The 21,562-nt window shown below is 51.2% G+C and carries 9 protein-coding genes; 5 read left to right on the top strand and 4 right to left on the bottom strand.

Annotated elements, in window-relative coordinates:
• Positions 1–134 precede the first annotated feature (134 nt).
• Together DHL47_RS03245 and DHL47_RS03240 are read left to right on the top strand one after the other, a co-directional pair.
• Positions 135–8,261: a CshA/CshB family fibrillar adhesin-related protein gene (locus tag DHL47_RS03245; protein ID WP_209550885.1), complete on the top strand. Its 8,127-nt coding sequence runs from the start codon at positions 135–137 to the stop codon at positions 8,259–8,261.
• 347 nt (positions 8,262–8,608) lie between these two features.
• Complete coding sequence (locus DHL47_RS03240) at positions 8,609–14,197, top strand: CshA/CshB family fibrillar adhesin-related protein (protein WP_209550884.1); 5,589 nt, start codon at positions 8,609–8,611, stop codon at positions 14,195–14,197.
• Positions 14,198–14,497: 300 nt separating this feature from the next.
• Here DHL47_RS03240 and DHL47_RS03235 read toward each other — a convergent pair whose 3' ends face one another.
• The gene (locus tag DHL47_RS03235; RefSeq protein ID WP_209550883.1) at positions 14,498–16,147 is read right to left on the bottom strand and encodes an Rqc2 family fibronectin-binding protein; all 1,650 of its coding nucleotides are present in this window, start codon (positions 16,145–16,147) and stop codon (positions 14,498–14,500) included.
• An 822-nt stretch (positions 16,148–16,969) separates the two neighbouring features.
• Here DHL47_RS03235 and trpX point away from each other — a divergent pair.
• Entirely contained in the window at positions 16,970–17,974 is a 1,005-nt protein-coding gene (gene trpX / locus DHL47_RS03230) for a tryptophan ABC transporter substrate-binding protein (RefSeq protein WP_209550882.1), read from the top strand.
• A 103-nt stretch (positions 17,975–18,077) separates the two neighbouring features.
• On the opposite strand, the gene DHL47_RS03225 is transcribed toward trpX, so the two are convergent.
• The 3 genes from DHL47_RS03225 to DHL47_RS03215 all read right to left on the bottom strand — a co-directional run bounded on the left by DHL47_RS03225 (position 18,078) and on the right by DHL47_RS03215 (position 19,227).
• Complete coding sequence (locus tag DHL47_RS03225; protein ID WP_209550881.1) at positions 18,078–18,317, bottom strand: hypothetical protein; 240 nt, start codon at positions 18,315–18,317, stop codon at positions 18,078–18,080.
• Between the two features lie 25 nt (positions 18,318–18,342).
• Complete coding sequence (locus tag DHL47_RS03220) at positions 18,343–18,825, bottom strand: CPBP family intramembrane glutamic endopeptidase (RefSeq protein ID WP_209550880.1); 483 nt, start codon at positions 18,823–18,825, stop codon at positions 18,343–18,345.
• A gap of 63 nt (positions 18,826–18,888) precedes the next feature.
• A complete protein-coding gene (locus DHL47_RS03215) occupies positions 18,889–19,227 on the bottom strand; it encodes a hypothetical protein (protein ID WP_209550879.1) in 339 nt (112 codons plus the stop codon).
• A gap of 373 nt (positions 19,228–19,600) precedes the next feature.
• On the opposite strand from DHL47_RS03215, the gene pheS reads away from it, so the two are divergent.
• Both pheS and DHL47_RS03205 read left to right on the top strand, forming a co-directional pair.
• A complete protein-coding gene (pheS, locus tag DHL47_RS03210) occupies positions 19,601–20,650 on the top strand; it encodes a phenylalanine--tRNA ligase subunit alpha (protein WP_209550878.1) in 1,050 nt (349 codons plus the stop codon).
• A gap of 14 nt (positions 20,651–20,664) precedes the next feature.
• Complete coding sequence (locus tag DHL47_RS03205; protein WP_209550877.1) at positions 20,665–21,177, top strand: GNAT family N-acetyltransferase; 513 nt, start codon at positions 20,665–20,667, stop codon at positions 21,175–21,177.
• Positions 21,178–21,562: the final 385 nt, after the last annotated feature.

The raw sequence follows: 21,562 nt of genomic DNA, 5'->3' as shown, positions 1-21,562 counted from the left end.
TGAAAATTGGAGCCTTTTTTTAATCTGTCTATTTTTGTACAGAATTGTCCGAAATTACAGTCATATACTTGGATAACTCAAATGAAATAGTGTATAATACCAATTGCGAATAATTTATTATATTAGGAGATTCTATGGGAAAAGATTTATTTAACCCCCATTTGCGTAAGTTTTCGATTCGAAAATTAAACATTGGAGTTTGTTCGGTATTGTTATCTACCGTGTTCCTTTTGGGGACTGCGGCTACGGTCAGTGCAGATGAAAGTACCAGCGGATCAGCGGATGACAGCATATCGCTGCCGGAAAGCGGGCTGAATGCAGCCGTCAGCCAGCCAGCGGCTGCTGACACATTCGCAGCCGCTGTTTCTGAGGCCCCTGCTCCAGAAATTGGGGAGGGGCAGGACCAGCCAGTGAGTCCAACTGCAGCTAGCGAGCAGGCAGCACCTGAACCGACTGAAGACGCAAGAGACACTGAAACAAGGGCTGCTCCGGCGGCAGAAACAGCTGTCTCCGCTAATGAAGCGACTTCTGCCGCACCAGCTCAGCCTCGCTCATATAGAGCAGAGGTCACACCGAAGCCGGCTACTGCGGCGATGCCAAGGTCTGAGCGCAACGGCCAGCCCATGGAGACAGGAACATCCTTCCGCGCTGCCGATGCTGCAGGAACAGCAACTGCTGCTTCTGGTTTGAAAGATGCGACGGCAAACCCTGCTGTGTCTAAGCCAACGCTGGAAGAGTCCGTGAAGAAGCGGTCGGATGAGCTGATGAAGCAGGTCAACTGGCTGGATTTTGGGGATACCAATGCTTTCAAAAACCTAGACACCGATGGCTCTCTTAAGGTTGGAACAGTCTATGAAAAAGAGATTTCACCGGGCTATCGTATCAAGCTGACGGTAACCGAGCTGAAACCTTTCTATGCGACAGAGATTTATCGTGACCGGGTAAAAGGGACAGAATATGAAAGCAGCTATGATCCAAATGCCAAGAATACCTGGCTGCAGTATAATAACAGCACAAATTATGCCTATCAATATTGGTACGGTGATGACTATCGTCCTAAAATCGTAGGAGCTCCGCAGAATCAATGGTCGGCTATCAAGTCAGAGGGGATTGACACCAAGGGACGTAAGACCCAACTGCAGGTTCCTAAAGATGAAGCCAACTATGGTGTGAAATTCAAGGTTGAAGCCACCTATCTCGGTAAGGCGGTCAAGGCTGCAGTCGTCATGGCGGATGGAGAAGAAGCCAACCCAGGTGAGTATGCCATCTTTACGACAAATGGACAGGGCTGGGAGCACTTAGCAGAGTGGAAGCGGACTGTCATAGACACGAACGGTGCGACGACGGAAATCACAGAAACCTACAAGCCTATGCAGCCGACTACTGAAGGCCAGTATATTGGGAAGGACGCCAGTGGCGTTCATTGGCAGGCCTATGTCAGTCCGGATCAAAAGACCGGCGGACTGGGCAGTCAGGTATTCGGTCCGAATGTTTCCAGATACAATACCATTCCACTGGTGATGTCGCGCGGTGCCTCAGAGGTTGGAATCTATATTGCTTCCTCTGGTCAGCAGGCTGCGATGATTGGCTTCATGGCAGTAGATGAGGGGGATGCGCCGGACTCTTATGGCAAGGCCATCCATGCGATTTCAAGGTATAATGCTGAAACAGGAGGCCCAAACCCACAGCCGTTTTTAGGCCGAGTAGAGGCGGACATTGACACCACGTCTGGGAATAACTGGAAGCATGATGAGCAAACAGATTTGGCCGATGAAGGGGTGGATCAGCTGCTGTCTGATGATTTGGTCGGAAAAACCAACAACCTTTTCCGAGTAAACCGTCTTCATGACGGAGACTACTCTCTGCGGCTCCATGCTTCGGCGAATGGCTACGAAAAGGCCTATGTCCGCGCTTGGATAGATTTTAATAACAATGGCGTCTTTGATGAAGATGAAGCCAGTGAGTTTACCGAAGTAACGACTGCGGGTGACTATACTGTCAGCTTCAAGAAAAATCCTGCCATGACTGATCCGGCTCTGAGCAAGCTGGGGATGCGGGTCCGTATTGCTCTGAATAAAGGAGATATTGAAAAGCCTACAGGCACGGCCTTTAGCGGTGAAGTTGAAGACCTGCAGGTCGAACTGACTTATCCGCCAAAGGGTGAGAAAAAAGAAAGCGTCGGCATCCGCAACCAGCAGCAAGCGGCCACTCTTCATTTTACACCTCAGGGCATCGATCAAAACGATGAAAGTAAGAAAGTAGCCATTGACACGACGAAAGCTCCTTTGGTCTTGGATGCGAAAGGAAATGAGCTGACGGCTGATGCAGAGGGTTGGTACAGCACGGCTGAGGGACGCTATAAGGTTACGCCGAACGGCGCAGATGTGAAGGTGGTGTTTGAGCCTAAGGCGGACTACATCGGCACGGCGCAGGGGATCAATATCCGCCGCTTTGATACCAATGGCGCCAGCACAGACTGGACTGCGAAAAATCAGGCTGAAAGGGCCATCAACGACCAGCTGAATACCATGGATGGGCGCTATGTTCCAACAGTTCTCAACTATAGCAAGTATGAAACGACCGATATCCAAGGAGTTGATCAGGAACAGACTCCGGTCTTTAATGATGGCGATGCTACTAGAACTCCAGCGAGTCCAAGCGCAGCGCATCCTGTGAAATTCGTGAAGGCTGATGGCACGACAACAGATGATGGAAGTCTTCCGGCAATATCAAATGGTCAAGAAGTTGGCCGATTTGAAGTGGAGCCGGCTACTGGTAAGATTACTTTCAAGCCAAATAAGGACTTTGTCGGAACGGTTGACCCGGTGTCTGTTCGGATGATGGATGCCAATGGTATTTTCCACCAAGCGGTTTATCAGCCAAAGGTAAGGCCAGTCAAACCGACTGCTCAAGACGCTAGCAGTGAAGGCATTCAAGGGGCAGTTCAGACAGGCCAGCTGACCTTCACTTCGGGTGATAAGCGTGTACCGATAGATAGTAGTAAGCTGCCAGTCTTTGACAATGGCAGTCAGACCAAAACGGTGGCAGGTGTAGGGACCTATCAGGTGGATGAGCAAGGGTTGGTCACCTTTACCCCGTTACCGGCATATACCGGCCGTCCAGATGCAGAGACTGTCAAGCGCGTGGATGTGTATGGGACAGAAGTGACCGCTAGCTATCAGGCGGATGTCAAAGCCGCGACTCCGACAGGCCAAGATGCACAGACGACAGGGCTTCAAGGTCAGTTGCAAAAGAGCAGCCTTCAGTTTATGCCAGGACAGGCAACTGTGAATGGACAGAAGGTGACTGTCCCCCTAGCAACAGAAGGACCACGATTCGTGGTTGATGGGCAAGTCCAGCCAGGAAACAGCCTGCTGGTTTATGATACAAACGGCAAGCTTCAAGGGACCTATACGCTGCAGGGAAATGACGAAATTCATTTTCAACCTGCCCCGGATTTTTATGGAATACCTACGCCAGCGCGCCTGCGTGTGACGGACAAGAACGGATCAAGAGCTGAAGCGGTGTATCAGCCAAAGGTGACCCAAGTGATGCCAACCAGCACGAACGCTGCTTCGACAGGTCTGCAAGGCCAGCCGCAAAAGGGCACGCCAAGCTTCACGGGCGGCAACCCCAATGTGCCATTAAACGATAATATTCCAGCGACCTTTGATGACGGATCCAAGCGTAAGGAAGTACCCAAAGTTGGTATTTTTGAGGTGGCGCCAGACGGCACGGTGACCTTTACGCCGGACAAGTCCTATTCTGGTACGCCGGATCCCGTCACCGTCAAGCGGGTGGACAAGAACGGCACACCGGTCACGGCAACCTATACCCCAACCGTTACCAAGGTCACTCCTACAGGAACTGGCGGCAAGACAGAAGGTCTGCAAGGCTTGGTGCAAAAAGGCAAGGTGACCTTTAAAGCTGGAAATCCGCAGGTCGGCTTCCCGGCAGACAAAACGCCCGTCTTTGATACCGGCGTTAATGTCAAAGAAATTGACCGAGTCGGTAGATTCGAAGTGGCTGCCGATGGCACGGTAACCTTTACCCCAGATAAGACCTTCGTCGGCAGAACACCGGAACTTGACATCAGCTATGCCGATGTCAATGGAACGGTAGCTAAGGCCGCCTATCGGGCGACTGTGGTGGCTGTGACTCCGACAGCGACAGGTGCGCAGACAGAAGGCCTGCAAGGCCAAGTACAGACAGGCACTGTAACCTTTACCCCTGGGGCGCCATCAGTCGGCTTCCCGGCAGACAAAACGCCTATCTTTGATACCGGCACCAATGTCAAAGCAATTGACCAAGTCGGTAGATTCGAAGTGGCTGCCGATGGCACGGTGACCTTTACGCCGGATAAGACCTTCGTCGGCAGAACACCAGAACTTGACATCAGCTATGCCGATGTCAATGGAACGGTGGCTAAGGCGACCTATCGGGCGACTGTAGAAGCTGTTATCCCGACTGGAACTGGTGATCGGACAGAAGGCCTGCAGGGGCAGGTTCAAGAAGGCCGAGTCAGCTTCACGCCAGGCCATGCATCAGTCCCATTTCCATCTGAAACAACTCCGCTCTTTGATAATGGCCAAACTGTCAAAGAAGTGGCCGGTGTAGGTAAGTTTGAAGTGAATGCGGATGGTAAGGTGACCTTTACGCCGGACAATCAATTCAAGGGAACAACTCCTGAAATAACGCTGATCCGAGCGGATGAGAATGGCACTCCAGTGACTGTCAAGTACCAAGCGGTGGTGAAAGCCGTTGTACCGACCGGCACAACGGCGACCAGTACAGGCCTGCAAGGCCAGCCGCAAAAGGGGACGCCAAGCTTTACAGAAGGCAATCCAAACGTTCCGCTGGATGATGATGTTCCAGCGACCTTTGATGACGGATCCAAGCGCAAGGAAGTGCCGAATGTCGGTATTTTTGAGGTGGCGCCGGATGGCTCTGTCACTTTCACGCCAGACAAGCAGTTTGTCGGTACGCCGGATCCAGTCACGGTCAAACGTGTGGACAAGAACGGTACGCCGGTCACAGCTGCGTACACGCCAACCGTGACCAAGGTCACGCCGACAGGAATTGGCGCTAAGACAGACGGACCGCAAGGTTTAGTTCAAAAAGGCAAGGTGACCTTTAAAGCTGGAGATCCGCAGGTCGGCTTCCCATCAGACAAAACGCCCGTCTTTGATACCGGCACCAATACGAAAGAAATTGCCAAGGTCGGAAAATTTGAAGTCGACGCGGAGGGCGAGGTGACTTTCACACCGGTCAAGACATTTATTGGCCAGACACCAGAGCTGGAAATCCGCCATACAGATAGCAATGGCACGGTAGCCAAGGCGACCTATCGGGCGACTGTAAGAGCTGTTACTCCAACAGGAAAAGGCGCCAAGACCGAAGGCCTGCAAGGCCAGGTGCAAAAAGGCCAAGTTTCCTTCACACCAGGCCATGCTTCTATTCCATTCCCAGCGGACTCCGCTCCGCTCTTTGGTAATGGGAAGGCAGTCAAAGAAGTGCCGAACATTGGCAGGTTTGAAGTGGATGCGGACGGCAAAGTGACCTTCACGCCTGAAAGGCAATTTATAGGTGCAAGTCCAGAGTTAGGAATCATTCGCTTTGATGCGAATGGCACTCCGGTGACTGTTAAGTATCAGGCCATAGTGAAAGCAGTTGTGCCAACTGGAAGCAGTGCAGCCAGTACCGGTCCACAAGGCCTTCCGCAAACTGGTATGCCAATCTTTACTGGCGGCGATCCGCTGGTTCCGATTGATGAAACCATTGAACCGGCTTTTTCTGACGGCAAAAAAGAAAAATCAATCCCAGGTCAGGGTATCTACACCATCAACCCAGATGGCTCTGTCACTTTCACGCCAGATAAGCTGTTTGTCGGTACGCCGGATCCAGTCACGGTCAAACGTGTGGACAAGAACGGCACGGAGGTGACAGCTCAGTACACTCCTACGGTTGAGAAAGTCACTCCGACCGGAAAAGGCATTAAGACCGAAGGTCTGCAAGGCCAGGTGCAAAAAGGCCAAGTTTCCTTCACACCAGGCCATGCTTCTGTTCCATTCCCATCAGGCACGACCCCGCTTTTCGACAATGGCTCAGCTGTCAAAGAAGTGCCAACTGTCGGCAAGTTTGAAGTGGATGCGGAGGGCAATGTGACCTTCACACCAGACAAGCAGTTCAAGGGTGAAACGCCAGAGCAGAAGCTGACTCGCTTCGACACCAACGGGACATCAGTGACCGTCAAATACCAAGCGGTGGTGAAGGAAATCGTGCCAAACGGAACGACTGCAACCAGTACAGGACCTCAAGGCCAGCCGCAAACGGGTACGCCAAGCTTCACAGGCGGAGACCCGACTGTGCCGCTGGATGATGATGTTCCAGCGACCTTTGATGACGGCTCCAAGCGCAAGGAAGTGCCGAATGTCGGTATTTTTGAGGTGGCGCCGGATGGCTCTGTCACCTTCACGCCGGACAAGCAGTTTGTCGGTACGCCGGATCCAGTCACGGTCAAACGTGTGGACAAGAACGGCACGGAGGTGACGGCGACTTACACGCCTACGGTTACCAAGGTCACTCCGACTGGCAAAGGGGATCAGACCGAAGGCCTGCAAGGCCAGGTGCAAAATGGCAAGGTGACATTTGAAGTTGGAAATCCGCAGGTCGGATTCCCAGCTGGCAGTACGCCGGTCTTTGATACCGGAACCAATGTGAAAGAGATTGCCAAGGTCGGTCGGTTTGAGGTCGACGCTGCAGGCAATGTCACTTTTACGCCAGATAAGCAGTTCAAGGGTGAAACACCGGCAATAGAGCTGACTCGTATCGACACTAATGGCACCCCAGTGACAGTCAAGTATCAAGCGGCAGTAAAAGAAGTAGTTCCTGCAGGTACCAATGTGACCAGCAGCGGCCCGCAGGGAGTTCCGCAGACAGGAAAGCCAAGCTTCACAGCCGGTGACCCGCTGGTTCCAATCGATGAGAGCGTAGAGCCAAGCTTTGACGACGGCACGAAGGAGAAAACTATTGCAGGTCAGGGGACCTATACCATCGCATCCGACGGCACCGTCACTTTCACGCCAGACAAACAGTTCGTCGGCAGGCCAGATCCAGTGACGGTCAAACGTGTAGATAAAAATGGTACGCCCGTGACGGCGACTTACACACCGACAGTTGAGAAGGTGGCTCCGATAGGTGAAGATGCGGCATCTACCAATATCAAAGGCCTTGCGCAGACGGGCAAACCTATCTTCCAAGCAGGCAATCCGTTGGTGCCAATCGACGAAACAGCCGAGCCGGCCTTCGATGACGGAAGCAAGGAAATAACGATTCCGGGTCAGGGTACTTACACCATCGCAGCCGACGGCACGGTGACCTTCAGGCCAGAAGCTGATTTTATCGGTCAGGGCAGCGGTGTGACCGTTGTCCGCCGTGATCGCAATGGCACACCAGTCACCGCTCGCTATCTGCCGACAGTGGTGGCGCCATCCAGCAGCCAAGACACTTCATCAGTCGGCCGCAAGGGAGAAGTGCAAACCGGCACGCCAATCTTTGAGGGAGCGATTGACCAGACAGTGGCTCCGGCTTTTGACGACGGCAGCACCGAAAAGGTTGTGCCAGGTGAGGGAACTTACAAGTTCGCGATGCTGGGCGCAGTGACCTTCGTGCCGGAAGCCGATTTTGTCGGAACCGCCCGCGGAGTTGTCGTCAAACGGTTGGATATTTATGGCAATGCCGTGACCGCGACCTATACTCCGACTGTTTTAGGAAGTACGGCTACAGAAGATACTGGAAGTACAGGCTTCAGAGGTCAGCCGCAGACTGGAAAACCAATCTTTGAAGGCGACGTGGACCCAATCGTGCCGCCGACATTTGAAGATGGCAGTACAGAAAAAGTCGTACCAGGCGAAGGGACTTATACCATCGCAGCTGACGGCACGGTGACCTTCAGGCCAGAGCCGAACTTTATCGGCCAAGCGACAGGCGTGACAGTCGTTCGCAAAGACCGCAACGGAAATACCATTTCCGCAGCTTACATCCCGACCGTGACAGAGCTTTCTGTACCAGCAGAAGCTCCGGACCGTCCAAGCCAGCCGGCTCAGCCTGCACCACCAGCGCTGAGTAAGAGCGCGGCTCCAAGAGCACTTCCGCAGACCGGTACAGAAGAAACTTCCTACCTAGCTGCAGGCCTGCTTGCAGGAACAGCTGCTTTGGGACTGATTGGGCTGGAGAAGAGAAAGAAAAGGGCAGAAGACTGAAATGCAGCTCCAAAACTTCCTCCAAGCGGATTGTATAACAACAGGAAAATAGGAGAGGATGGCGGTGGACAGAGGAGCTTTTGAGCATAGTCTGATTTCATGCTCTTGGAAGCTCTCTTCAAACTTCGCCTGCTCCTGTCTTGTTTGTTGATACTGTTCATTGAGGAGCAGTATCAAAGAGAAAAGATTCATTGCGAATCTTTTTTTCTTTTTGGGAAAAATGGAGCATTTGTACAATCTGTCTAATTTTTGATAAATTCTCAGTCATTTTGGTCATTTATATAGCTAACTAAAATGAAATAGTGTATAATAAGAATTACTAATAATTTATGGTTTAGGAGATTATTATGGGAAAAGACTTATTTAACCCTCATGTGCGAAAGTTTTCAATTCGCAAGCTCAATGTCGGAGTCTGCTCTGTTTTGCTGTCGACCCTTTTTCTTTTAGGGACAGCAGCTGCTGCCAGTGCAGATGAGATAGCCGCAGCTTCAGCAGATCAGCAAGAGCTGACCAGCAGTCCGGCTGTCCCTGCTGAAACGGCTGCAAGTCCCGCTGCCCAAGCAGAGAGTGGAGATCAGGGCTCTGGTGGTGCAGAAAGCAGCCAGCCGGCGGCTTCAGAATCTCCATCTGCAGCAGCGCAGCTTCAGGAAAATCCGCAGCCTGCAAGTCAGACTGAAGCCGCAGCTCCGTCTGCTGACTCAGTCAGTCAGACCCAAACGCAGGCCCAGCCGGCAGCTGAAAATCAGACAAGTCCAGCAGCGGTTTCAGCTGAACCAGCAGCTTCAGCAGCAGCGGCTCCATCTGCCAGCTCGGAGATAGAAGATGCGACTGCCAGTCCGAAAGCAGCCAAGCCGACTCTGGCTGACTCAGAAAAGAAACGGCCGGAAGATCTGATGAAGCAGATTACTTGGCTGGATTTTGGAGATACCAACGCTCTGACAAACTTGGATGCGGACGGTGCTTTTCAGGTTGGAACAGTCTTCAGCAAGGAGATTTCTCCGGGCTATCAGCTGACCTTAACAGTAACAGCGCTGCGCCCTTTTAATGCCACCGAAATTTATAAGAAACGGGTGGAAGGAAAGGATACTGCCGGAACTTATAAGGCCGATGCGGCTAACAGCTGGCTGACCATCAGCGACCATTACGGAAAAGGAACAAGTCCAAAAATCAAAGGCGAGGCTCAGAATCAGTGGTCTGCTATTAAATCGCAGGGGATTGACACTCAGGGCCGCAAGACCCAGCTCCTGGTGTCTACTGACTCTGCTAACTACGGAGTGGAGTTCAAAGTAGAAGCTGTCTACCGCGGTAAGCCCGTGCAGCCGACCATTGTCATGGCGGACGGCGAGGAGGCTAATCCGGCAGAATTTGCTATTTTTACCACCAACGGATCCGGCTGGGAATATGTAGCTGAATGGAAACGCGGTAATATCACAGATACCTACCAGACAACTGATAAATGGATTACTGGTAACTCTATTTTTAAGGATACAACTGTTGACTGGCTGGCTTTTCTCAGTCCGGATCAAGTCACTGGAGGATTGGGCAGTCAGGTATTTGGCCCGAATGTCTCTAAAGACAGAACAGTGCCTATCGTGATGACCCGCGGTGCTTCTGAAGTTGGTTTCTATGTGGCTTCCTCAGGTCAGCAGGCGGCCATGATGGGGATTATGGTAGTGGACGAAGGCGATGCACCGGAGAGCTACGGCAGGGCCTATCATACCGTCTCCACAAAGGACGCCCTGACCAATGCTTCAATCCAGCAGCCTTACTTGGGAGACCATGAGGCCGATATTGATATTTCCGACGGCAATGACTGGACTTTTGATGACAAGGATGAACTGGCAGACGAAGGGCTGACCCAGCTGCTGACAGACGACCAGATCAGCAAGACCAAGGATCTCTTTGACTTTGCCAAACTCAAGGATGGCAGCTATACCCTCAAGGTCAAGGCTTCGGCCAATGGCAATGAAAAAGCCTATATGAGGGCCTGGATTGACTTTAATAACAACGGGCAGTTTGATGATGGCGAAGCCAGTGCTCTTACCGAGGTCACAACTGCAGGAGACTACACTCTGACCTTTGGACCGACCGCAGTCAGCTATGATAAGACTTTGGATAAACTAGGTGTCCGCCTGCGGATTGCTCTCAATGCAGGTGACATCGAAAAACCAACTGGAACAGCCTTCAGCGGAGAAGTAGAGGATTTGCAGATCTTGCGGCCTCTCCCGCCTCAGGGGGAAAGGAAAGAAACTGTCGGTGGTATAGGGCAGAGACAGGAAACCACCATTTTCTTCACAGCTCAGGGTGCGGACCAGAAAGATTATGATAGAGCCGCTGTTATTGACGAGAGCAGCCAACCGCTGGTTTTGGACGATGCAGGACATTCTCTGCAGAAAGACGCCCAAGGCTGGTATGAACGCTCAGAAGGCCGCTACCAGGTGACGGCAGACGGCGCCAATGTGAAAGTGGTCTTCGAGCCTAAAGCAGACTTCACAGGTCAAGCAGCAGGAATCAGTATCCGCCGCTCTGACTCAAATGGTTTGACCACTGACTGGCAGTCAGCTGACAATGTCAACGATCAGCTGCACAATATGGACGGCCGCTTTGTACCGACTGTTCTGGAAACGTCTCACTACACTTCAAGCGGCATCCAAGGGCTGGAGCAGGTCCAAGAGCTGGTCTTTAATGATGGTTCTGAGAACAATATTCCGACCAATCCTGATGCGGGCAGACCGGCTCAGTTCCTGGATGCTGCGGGCGAGCCGCTTAACTCCAATACAGTTGCTGCTACTTCAAATGGGCAGACTGTCGGAACCTATGAGCTTGATGGGGCCAGCGGACGCGTGACCTTCAAGCCTAATAAGGACTTTGTCGGGCTTGCAGATGCTGTCACTCTGCAGGTGCTGGATACAGGAAACATTCGTCACCGGGCAAGCTATCAGCCGACTGTGACAGCTGTACGTCCTGTCGGAACTGATGCTAAAAGCGAGGGGATTCAGGGGGCGGTTCAGACTGGTCAGTTGGTCTTCACTGAGGGGGATGCCCGCATTCCGATTGATACAGGCAAATTGCCGGCCTTTGACAATGGCAGCCAGACCAAGACGGTGGCTGGTGTCGGGACCTATACTATTGATAATAACAATTTGGTGACCTTCCAGCCAGATCCTAGCTACAGCGGCAAGCCAGCAGCTGAGACCGTCACTCGGGTGGATATCAATGGCACGGCAGCTTCAGCGGCCTATCAGGCTGAGGTCAAGCAGGCCCTCCCTAGCTCTAAAGGAGCTGAGACGCGGGAAGATCAATATGTAGGCAGCAGCGTTGGCAATCTTGAATTTATTCCGGGAGAAGCGACAATTTATGGTCAGACAGAAAGAGTGCCTTTTGTCGGTCAGCTGCAGTTTGTAGTCAATGGGCAGGTGCAGACAGGAAATACCCTGCAGGTTCCCCATTGGCTTCCGGGAAAAATTGCTGGAACCTATACCCTGTATCAAAATGGGGATGTTACATTTGCATGGAATCCTGACTATTACGGTAAGCCGGAACCGGCTGTTGTTCGAGCAGTTGACCAGAACGGCAATGTGACGGAAGCAGTCTATCAGCCAGAGGTTATCTATACTCCTCCAGTTCTGCATGATACTTCCTCTTCCAGTGAGCAGGGATCCGTTCAAAAAGCTCAATTATGGTATGAAGAAAATCCAGCCGTTCCGCTATCCAGTATCAGCTTTGAAGGAGGAGTGACCGAGGTTGTCAGAGAAGGTGTCGGCAAGTTTGAAATAGACAGTCAAGGGAAAATAACCTTTACACCGGTTAAGAGCTATGTCGGGACAGCTGAAATCAAAGTTGTATATAAGCTTGATGTCCTGCATCAAAAAGATCTCATTTCTGATGAGCTGGTAACGACTTATCAAGCAATTGTTAGACCAATCATTCCCACAGGAGACCACAAATCAACTACGGGACTTCAGGGTCAGATGCAAGAAGTTAGCCTTTATTTTAATGGCGGATCCGGTCTGGGAATGGACAGATCAGTCCCACCGGTCTTTGTTGAAAGTAACAGCACCACTCTCACTGTAGAAAATGTCGGTCGGTTCATTACTTTTTCAGATGGGAATGTAAGAATTGACTTCATTCCAGACAAAAGCTTTGTCGGTACGACAGATTTAATCACTGTACGATGGGTCAATATGAATGGGACACCAGCCACAGGGACCTATCAAGCGACAGTGATTGCTGTCACTCCAAGCGCAACAGGTGCTAAAACAGAAGGCCTGCAGGGTCAAGTCCAAACAGGCCAGCTGACTTTCACAGCGGGCGCTTCCTCCATCGGCTTCCCAAGCGGCAGCACACCAATCTTTGACACTGGTACGAATGTCAAAGAAGTGGAAAATGTCGGCAGATTTGAAGTGGATGCCAAAGGCAAGGTCACTTTCACCCCGGCTAAAACTTTCACTGGCCAGACGGCAGAAATCGAAGTCAGCTGGGCGGATGTGAATGGAACAGTGGCGAAGACAACCTACCAAGCGACAGTGACAGCTGTCACTCCAAGTGCAACGGATGCGACATCCACCGGCAAGCAAGGCCAGGTGCAGACTGGTCGGCCAGACTTCACCGCTGGAAATCCAGCCATCCAACTGGACAGCAGTATTCCAGCGACCTTTGAGGACGGCAGCAGCCGCAAGGAAGTGCCGAATATCGGTATCTTTGAGCTGGCAGCAGATGGCACAGTTACTTTCAGGCCAGACAAGCAATTTGTCGGAACGCCGGATCCAGTCACGGTCAGACGTGTGGATCAGAACGGTACGGCAGTGACGGCGACTTACACACCAACAGTTGAGAAGGTGACTCCGATAGGTGAAGATGCGGCATCTACCAATATCAGAGGGCTGGTGCAGACGGGCAAACCGGTCTTTACCGCCGGTGACCCAGCTGTACCGATGGATGAAACAGCAGCCGCAAGCTTTGATGATGGGACAAAGGAGAGAAGGATTGTCGGCGAAGGAACCTATCGTGTCGATGCAGCAGGTCAGGTAACCTTTGCTCCGGAAGCAGACTTTGTCGGTCAGGGCACCGGTGTGACAGTGGTCCGCAGAGATGTAAACGGCACGGCGGCCAGTGCTCACTATCGGCCGACAGTTGTCGAGGCAGCAAGCAGTCAGAATACGGTCTCAATCGGCCGCAAGGGTCAGCCTCAAACAGGCAGCCCAACCTTTGAGGGAGCTATTGATCTGACAGTTGATCCGACCTTTGATGACGGCAGCACCGTAAAAGTCGTTCCGGGTGAAGGGACTTACACTTTTGCGGTTCTGGGGGCTATTACCTTCGTGCCGGAAGCCGACTTTGTCGGGGTGGCCAGCGGCGTGATTGTCAAACGTCTGGATATTTACGGCAATGCAGTGACTGCCAGCTACACACCGACGGTTCTGGGTTCGGCTGTGAGCCAAGACCAAACATCGGTCGGCCGCAAAGGCCAGCCTCAGACTGGCAGACCAGTCTTTGAGGGGGATCTTGATCTGGCTGTGGCGCCGACTTTTGATGACGGCAGCACTCAAAAAACGGTTTCTGGTCAGGGGACTTACAGTCTTGATCCTGACGGCACGGTCACTTTCATTCCGGAAGCAGACTTTGTCGGGGTGGCCAGCGGCGTGACAGTCATCCGCAAGGATCGCAACGGCAATATCCTTTCAGCGGTCTATCGTCCGACGGTTACCGACCAGCCTGAACAGCCGTCAGAAATGCCTGTCAGACCGGCACCGCCGGCTCTGGCGTCAGTATCGCCAGCTGTCGCTGTCAGTCAGCCTCAGCCGCAGGCCCAACAGGCAGCCCTGCCTGAGACGGGCACAAAAGAAAGAGGCCATCTGGCTTCCGGACTGCTGGCAGCGGCAGCAGGCGTGGGCCTGCTGGGATTGGCCAAAAGAAAGAAAAAGTCAGAAGACTAAGATTTTCAAAACTGCTTCCGATAAACCAGCAGAAGTTTATATAGTCATTTAGTTTACGAACTGTCCGAGGGACAGTTTCAGCCTATCGCTTGAAACACAGGGTGGCAGATAAAGCTTCCGCTAGGAAGTGTCAGCTGTACCGGGGTACGGAAAGACGAGCTAACGGCCTAATCAAAGATAAACTAAAGGGCGATAAAAGCAGAAAAAGAGGTGAGAGCACATCGGTTCTCATCTCTTTTTTGATATTTCCGTAGGAATCGCTGGCACCTGCTGGAAAACGACAAGTTTTAGAGAGCGATTTTACATTTTCATCCTCTTAATCTTCTCTTCGTTTGGTGTCACCCGCAGGGTTTTCTGACCAGTGTAGGTCACAAAGCCGGGCTTGCCGCCAGTTGGCTTATTGAGCCGTTTGGTCTCAATCATATCGACTTGGACCAGATTGGACAGGCGCGCCTTAGAGAAGTATGCTGCCAGCTCCGCAGCGTCCGTCTTGACTTCGTCGCTGGGCTGAAGATTGCCTGTGATGACGACATGGCTGCCGGGGATGTCCTTGGCATGAAACCAAAGCTCATCTTTTTTGGCCATTTTAAAGGTCAGCTCCTCATTTTGCAGATTGTTGCGGCCGACCAGAATGATGGTTTTGCCGTCAGAAGCCAGATATTTTTCTGGCTTTTTACGTTTCTGGCTTTTCTCCCGCTGCCTGCGGCGGATAAAGCCGGTCTCGATCAGCTCCTCACGGATTTCAGCGATTTCAGCCAGACTGGCCTGAGCAAGGGCAGTCTCCACACTTTCCAAGTAGAGGATAGTGGCCTTGGTTTCTTCAATCAATCCGGTCAGATGCTTGACGGCTTCTTTGAGCTTCTGGTAGCGTTTGAAGTAGCGCTGAGCATTTTGATTCGGCGTCAGAGCCTTGTCCAGAGCAATGACAATCTTCTCCCCCGTATAGTAATTATCCAGCTCGACCTGCTCTTGGTCATTGGGGACCTGATGGAGAAAGGTCGTCAGCAGTTCGCCCTTTTGGCGGAATGCTTCGGCATTTTCGGTGGCGGCCAGCTCAGCTTCCTGCTTGCCCAGCTTTTTGCGGTTCTTATCCAGCTCATTTTCCACCCGGCGGATCAGCTCGCTGGCCTGCTGACTGACCCGATCACGCTCGGCCTTATCCTGATAGAAAAAGTCCAGCAGCTGGGACAGGCTGGCAAATGCTTCTTTGCTGTCAGAAAAGCGCAGAGCAGAGAACGATTTTTCGGTTAGACTGGGTTGGGTCGGACTGGCAAAGAAAGCCCGGAAGTTTTTCAGCCTGTCAGCAGTCAGACGGCTGCTGAGCTCGGCAGCTGTATCTCGGCCCAGTCCCTGAAAGAGCTGCTGCAGCCGCTTGGCTTCCAAATTCTCGGTCTGCAGGATTTCAAAGAGCTTTTCATCGCTGATTGTAAAAGGATTGCGGCTGTCAGTCTGGGGAGGACTCAGATAGACAGAGCCGGGCAGAATCGTCCGGTAGCTGTTCTGGGAAAAGCCTACATGCTTGATAGCCTCGATAATCTTGCCGCTGGCCTTGTCCAAGAGAATGATATTGCTGTGCTTGCCCATGATTTCGATGACCAGAGTCACGGCCACACTGTCGCCGATTTCATTCTTGTTGGACACGCTGATTTCCAAAATCCGGTCATTGTCCACCTGCTGGATAGCCTCAATCACGGCTCCCTGCAGGTACTTGCGCATGACCATGATAAAGGTAGTGGGAATGGGAGGATTCTCAAAAACGGTCTCGGTCAGCTGCACTCGGCCGAAAACCGAATGGGCCGACAGAAGCAGGCGGTGGTTCTTGCCCCTGCCGCGAATCTGCAGGACCAGCTCCTGCTCAAAGGGTTGGTTGATTTTCTGAATGCGGCCGCAGAGCAGTTTTTCCCTCAGCTCCTCCGCCATATGATGTAAAAAAAATCCGTCAAAAGACATGATTGACTCCTTGAAAGTTGCTACAGATGATTATAACAGAAAATGAGAGAAAAAGGTAGAGGAGCGGGAACAGCTATAGGCCAATTTAATAAGTGAGGCGTTCATAAACTGAATATCCTTGAGCAGAATCTGTACTTGCCTTATCTTAATGCCGAATCTGTCTGCTGCTTTGTCAGGTCTCGTTATTTAGTTTATCTTTTATGACTTTGTTAGCTCGCCTTGCCGTACTTTTGAGTCTTCCTCACGGAAGCTTTATCTGCCGACTCAAAGGCGGTGGGACAGACGCCCATGATGGCTGCGCCCTCACCCACAGAGGGATGTATCTTTTAGAGGATACCGTATAAGAACTAAAAGCAAACTAAAAGACTATATTTATCTTTTCCGTAGAATAGTGTAATGCAGACAGGATTGATTTCTGTTCAAAAGTTTAGCGTGATTTTCTTTCAAAAGCTCTTGACAATCCTGTCAGAAAACCTTAAAATAAAATTAATTAGAAAGTAGCACTTGCTTTGTTTTTAGAGAGCCTGCGGTCGGTGCAAGCAGGCAGGGGGCATTTGTGAAATTGGACTAATGCTATTAAAAGGAATTTGAAACAATAAGAATTCGGTCCGCACACCTTACCGTGCAGCTTGTTTGATGACAAGATAGAGATATGGAAAAAGTGTCTGTTTTTCCATAAATGAGGTGGCACCGCGATTTACGCCCTCACGCAGTTTTTAGCTGTGTGGGGCTTTTTTGTTTTGAGGAGGGATAGGATGTTTCAGCGATGGCGATGCAAAGACATGCAGACAGAAAAATATTATTTCAAAAGGAGTTTCAATAATGAAAAATAAACGGTTAGCAGTAATTCTCGGATTTTTAGCAGTATTGGCAGTGGGGGCTGCGATTTATTCCAGTCTGGGCAGCAAGGGCAGCAGTTCTGACTCGGGCAGCAGCAAGACGGCCAAGGTCGGTGTTCTCCAGTATGTCAGTCATCCCTCGCTGGACTTGATTTACAAGGGGATCCAGGATGGTTTGGCTGCAGAAGGCTACAAGGGCGACCAGCTCAAGATTGATTTTATGAATGCTGAGGGGGATCAGAGCAAGGTTTCTACCATGAGCAAGCAGCTGGTGTCCAATGGCAATGACGTTTTGGTGGGCATTGCCACTCCGTCGGCTCAGGGTCTGGCCGCAGCGACTAAGGACAAGCCCATCGTTATGGGGGCTATCACCGATCCTGTCGGGGCCAATCTGGTCAAAAATCTGGAGCAGCCAGGCGGCAATATCACCGGCGTTTCTGACCATAACCCTGCTCAGCAGCAGCTGGATTTGATTCAAAAGCTGACGCCAAATGTCAAGACCATCGGAGCCCTCTATTCCAGCAGCGAGGACAATTCCAAAACGCAGGTCGAAGAGTTTAAAGCTCTGGCTGAAAAAGCCGGCTACAAAGTTGAGGAATATTCTGTGCCTTCGACCAATGAGATTGCATCAACTATGAATGTCATGACCGGCAAGGTGGATGCCATCTGGATTCCGATTGACAATACCATTGCTTCTGCCTTTGCGACGGTTGTCTCCAGCAATCAGGAAGCCAAAAAGCCCATCTATCCCAGTGCGACAGCTATGGTTGAAGAAGGCGGCCTGGCCTCTGTCGTCGTGGATCAGTATGATCTAGGCGTAGCGACAGGAAAAATGGCAGCCAAGATACTCAAAGGTACCAAACCGGCTGACACACCAGTGGAAATCTTTAATACCGGAAAATCCGTCATCAACAAGAAAAACGCCCAAGTGCTGGGCATCACCATCCCCGAGGATGTCCTGAAAGATGCCGGACAGGTGATTGAATAAAATGAAAAGAAGTCTGACCTTTCGGCAGGCTTCTTTTGATACGCAAAGAAAATCAAAAGTTGACAAGGGATAAAAGTCAGGCCAATGGGCGGTAGCTCTTACACTAAATTTTACTATTGAACATCATCCTTTCAGTAGCAAAACTGTCACAGACCGCTGCAGCTTCAGCGGTTCGGGGGCGTCTGTCCCAGAATCGCCCCCCCTGCCTTGGATTCTTGGCTATAGCTTTGTCTTCTTCCTGCCCTCTGTCTGGTTTTTCAAAAAGGGGATGAAAGGCTAGTCCTAAAACTGTTTTAAAGTTTTCTTTGATTGCTTCCTGCCTGCTGTTTGGTCTTTCTTCCAATCTTTCCTCAGCCGTCGGATGACCATCAGGAGGACCAGGCCTCCGTACAGGACTGAAGCCTGCCAGCTCCCATCAATCCGGCAGATAGAGCTGGGCTTGGGCTGTCAAAGACAAAGAGACCAAAGGTCTGGGCAGCAGGATTTGCCGTGTCGAGAACCAAGACACCGGTCAGGAGGAAATTGTTCATGCCGTGGATACCGATAGCGCCCCAGATCCTGCCTTTTTCCCAGACATAGAGACAAAGAAAGGCGCCAAATAGGACGATGTTGAGGACCAACCCGGCATCTTGATAGCCGGATAGGATATGCAGGAGACCAAAAAGACAGGCGGAAGCTACCAGGCCGAACCACTTGCCATAGTGCCGGCTGAGGGCAGGGAAAAACCAGCCTCTAAAAATGATTTCCTCGTTTGCGCCTTGCAGCAAGGTAGCGGCAAAAAGCAGGAGCAAGTTTCTGAGCTGAACCGATGCCGGGCCGATTCCTTGAAATCTGACAAGGCCCAGTGCCATCAGAATTGCAACTAGGGCGCTGTTCATCAGAAGTGCAATTAGGCAGCCTTGCAGCAGGTCTTTCTAGGCTCCTGTTTTGGGCAGGCCCAGTGCTTGCAGCGGTCGTTTTTCGGCCAATCTGACCCAGGCAAAGAGCAGCAGAAGATTGGTCAGGAAACCGGGCACCAATACCAGCATTGCCATCGGAAGCTGGGTCAGCTCCTGCTGGGAAAGATCGAGGAGGGAAATGATGGAAGCTGTCATCCAGCTGCTGATGAGCAGGCTCAAGATGTAAATCCCGATGAGAGTGAGGATGACACCAGCGGTCTGGGCCAGTGCGTTAATCTGTTTCGGAATAAAAATTCTTCTCCTTGTTTCTTGCAGTATGCTTTCTATTGTAGCAATCTCCTGACTTAGGAACAATCGATGAATCTTACATTTTGCCCCCGCCATCTTACATTTTTGTAAGATTTGGCCGAAAGTTTAAATCAAGGCTCGCAGAAATTGCAAAAACCGTGCGAAACCGTCTGCCAAAATCCATCGAAGTGGCTTGCCAAAGTCTGTAAAATCTGGTAGAATGGATGAGAATTGAATAGAAGTCCGCAAGACTAGTAACTCAAGGGAAGTTTAACAGGGAGAAAGGTTATGACTGAGAGCCTTTCAGATGGAAATTGAGCGAATTCACTTGCACAGGGACTGACCAATTAAGATTCGGGCAACCGGATAAAAAACGGATGGTACCGCGTGTCAACGCTCCGCTTGTGGGTGTTGGCGCGCTTTTTATTTTGGAGGAAAGATGACAAAAACGATTGAAGAACAACTGAAAAGCCTGCGTGAAGAGACCCTGGCTGCTCTCAAGGAGCTCAAGGCTGAAAACCAAAAGGAACTGCAGGACTTGCGTGTGGCGGTCTTGGGGAAAAAAGGCTCTCTGACGGAAGTGCTGAAAGGCATGAAGGACATCTCAGCAGAGATGCGGCCCATAATCGGCAAGCATGTCAATGAAGCCCGGGATATTCTAACAGCAGCTTTTGAAAAGACGGCCCAGGAAATGGAAGAGGAGCTGGTCGCTTTGAAACTGGCTGAAGAGTCGCTGGATGTGACCCTGCCCGGCCGTCAGATTCCGGCCGGTAACCGTCACATTCTCAGTCAGACCAGCGAGGAGATTGAGGATATTTTCATCGGTATGGGCTATCAGGTCGTGGACGGCTTTGAGGTTGAGTCAGACTACTACAACTTTGAGCGCATGAACCTGCCCAAGGACCACCCTGCCCGCGATATGCAGGATACTTTCTACATTACAGAGGAGATTCTGCTGCGGACCCATACCAGCCCAGTGCAGGCGCGGGCCATGGATGCCCATGATTTCTCTAAGGGACCGCTGAAAATGATTTCTCCGGGGCGGGTTTTCCGCCGGGATACGGACGATGCGACCCATTCCCACCAGTTCCATCAGATTGAAGGGCTGGTTGTCGGTCAAGGGATTTCCATGGCTGATTTAAAGGGGACCTTGGAGCTGATTGTTCAGAAGATGTTCGGTGCAGACCGCAGTATTCGTCTGCGCCCCTCCTATTTCCCCTTTACAGAGCCGTCAGTGGAAGTGGATGTTTCCTGCTTTAAGTGCGGTGGGGCGGGCTGCAATGTTTGCAAGCATACCGGCTGGATTGAAATCCTTGGTGCCGGCATGGTTCACCCAAGCGTTCTGGAAATGAGCGGCATTGATGCCAATCGCTACTCTGGCTTTGCCTTTGGTCTCGGCCAGGAGCGGGTGGCTATGCTGCGCTATGGTATCAATGACATTCGCGGTTTTTATCAGGGAGACGTTCGTTTTTCTCAGCAGTTTAAGTAAGGAAGTGTAAGCCCATGCTAGTTCGAGTAAGCAGAGAGGAAGCTCCTATTTTGCGGGAGCTGGAAGTTGCGACCTATCAGGAGACCTTCGGACCCTTCATCAAGGAAGCGGATATGGCCCATTATTTTGCCCATGAGCTGTCGCTGGCGACCATCGAAACGGAACTGGCCGACCCTGAGTCGGAGCATTATTTCGTGCTGGATGCGGACCAGAAAATCGCTGGCTTCCTTAAGTTCAACTGGGGACAGGCCCAGACTGAGCATGAGTTGGATCATGCCTTTGAAATCCAGCGCATCTATGTCCTGGCCTCTCATCAGGGGCAGGGGCTGGGCAAGGAACTGTTTGACTTTGCCCTGGAAGAAGCCCGAAAGCGCGGCTTTGACTGGGCCTGGCTGGGCGTTTGGGAAAAGAACTTTAGAGCTCAGGACTTTTACTTTCAGTATGGTTTTGAAAAATTCAGCCAGCACGACTATATCACTGGCGAGACAGTGGATACAGACTGGCTGCTGCGCAAGAAATTGAACTAAAAGAGAAATTACAGAGAGGAATGGAATACGACCTAAAAGCTCGAAATTTAGATGATTTGTTTCTGAAATCAGGATTTCAGACAAATCCCTAAAATTTGGTCGTTCAAGTTCTTCGGTGATAGAATAGAGAAAGGAATGGAACCCGGGCTAAAAACTCGGAAAAAAGATAGATTTCCTAGCATTCATCGAATGCTTCGTCAATCTCCTATTTTTCAGTCGTTTTAAACGCCCTTGGTATCCTTTGTAGTCTTGGCACAGTATAAGTTCAGAAAATTTAAAGAGAGGAATGGAATACGACCTAAAAGCTTGAAATTTAGATGATTTGTTTCTGAAATCAGGATTTCAGACAAATCCCTAAAATTTGGTCGTTCAAGTTCTTCGGTGA

This window comes from Streptococcus panodentis, assembly GCF_017884005.1.
GTDB lineage: Bacteria > Bacillota > Bacilli > Lactobacillales > Streptococcaceae > Streptococcus > Streptococcus panodentis.
This window is presented reverse-complemented; position numbering and strand designations above follow the sequence as displayed.

Coding starts and splice junctions, on each gene's coding strand:
- DHL47_RS03220 (WP_209550880.1), bottom strand. CDS start 18,825: ATGGCACTGGGCCTTGTCAGATTTCAAGGAATCGGCCCGGCATCGGTT.
- DHL47_RS03240 (WP_209550884.1), top strand. CDS start 8,609: ATGGGAAAAGACTTATTTAACCCTCATGTGCGAAAGTTTTCAATTCGC.
- DHL47_RS03245 (WP_209550885.1), top strand. CDS start 135: ATGGGAAAAGATTTATTTAACCCCCATTTGCGTAAGTTTTCGATTCGA.
- DHL47_RS03205 (WP_209550877.1), top strand. CDS start 20,665: ATGCTAGTTCGAGTAAGCAGAGAGGAAGCTCCTATTTTGCGGGAGCTG.
- trpX (WP_209550882.1), top strand. CDS start 16,970: ATGAAAAATAAACGGTTAGCAGTAATTCTCGGATTTTTAGCAGTATTG.
- DHL47_RS03235 (WP_209550883.1), bottom strand. CDS start 16,147: ATGTCTTTTGACGGATTTTTTTTACATCATATGGCGGAGGAGCTGAGG.
- pheS (WP_209550878.1), top strand. CDS start 19,601: ATGACAAAAACGATTGAAGAACAACTGAAAAGCCTGCGTGAAGAGACC.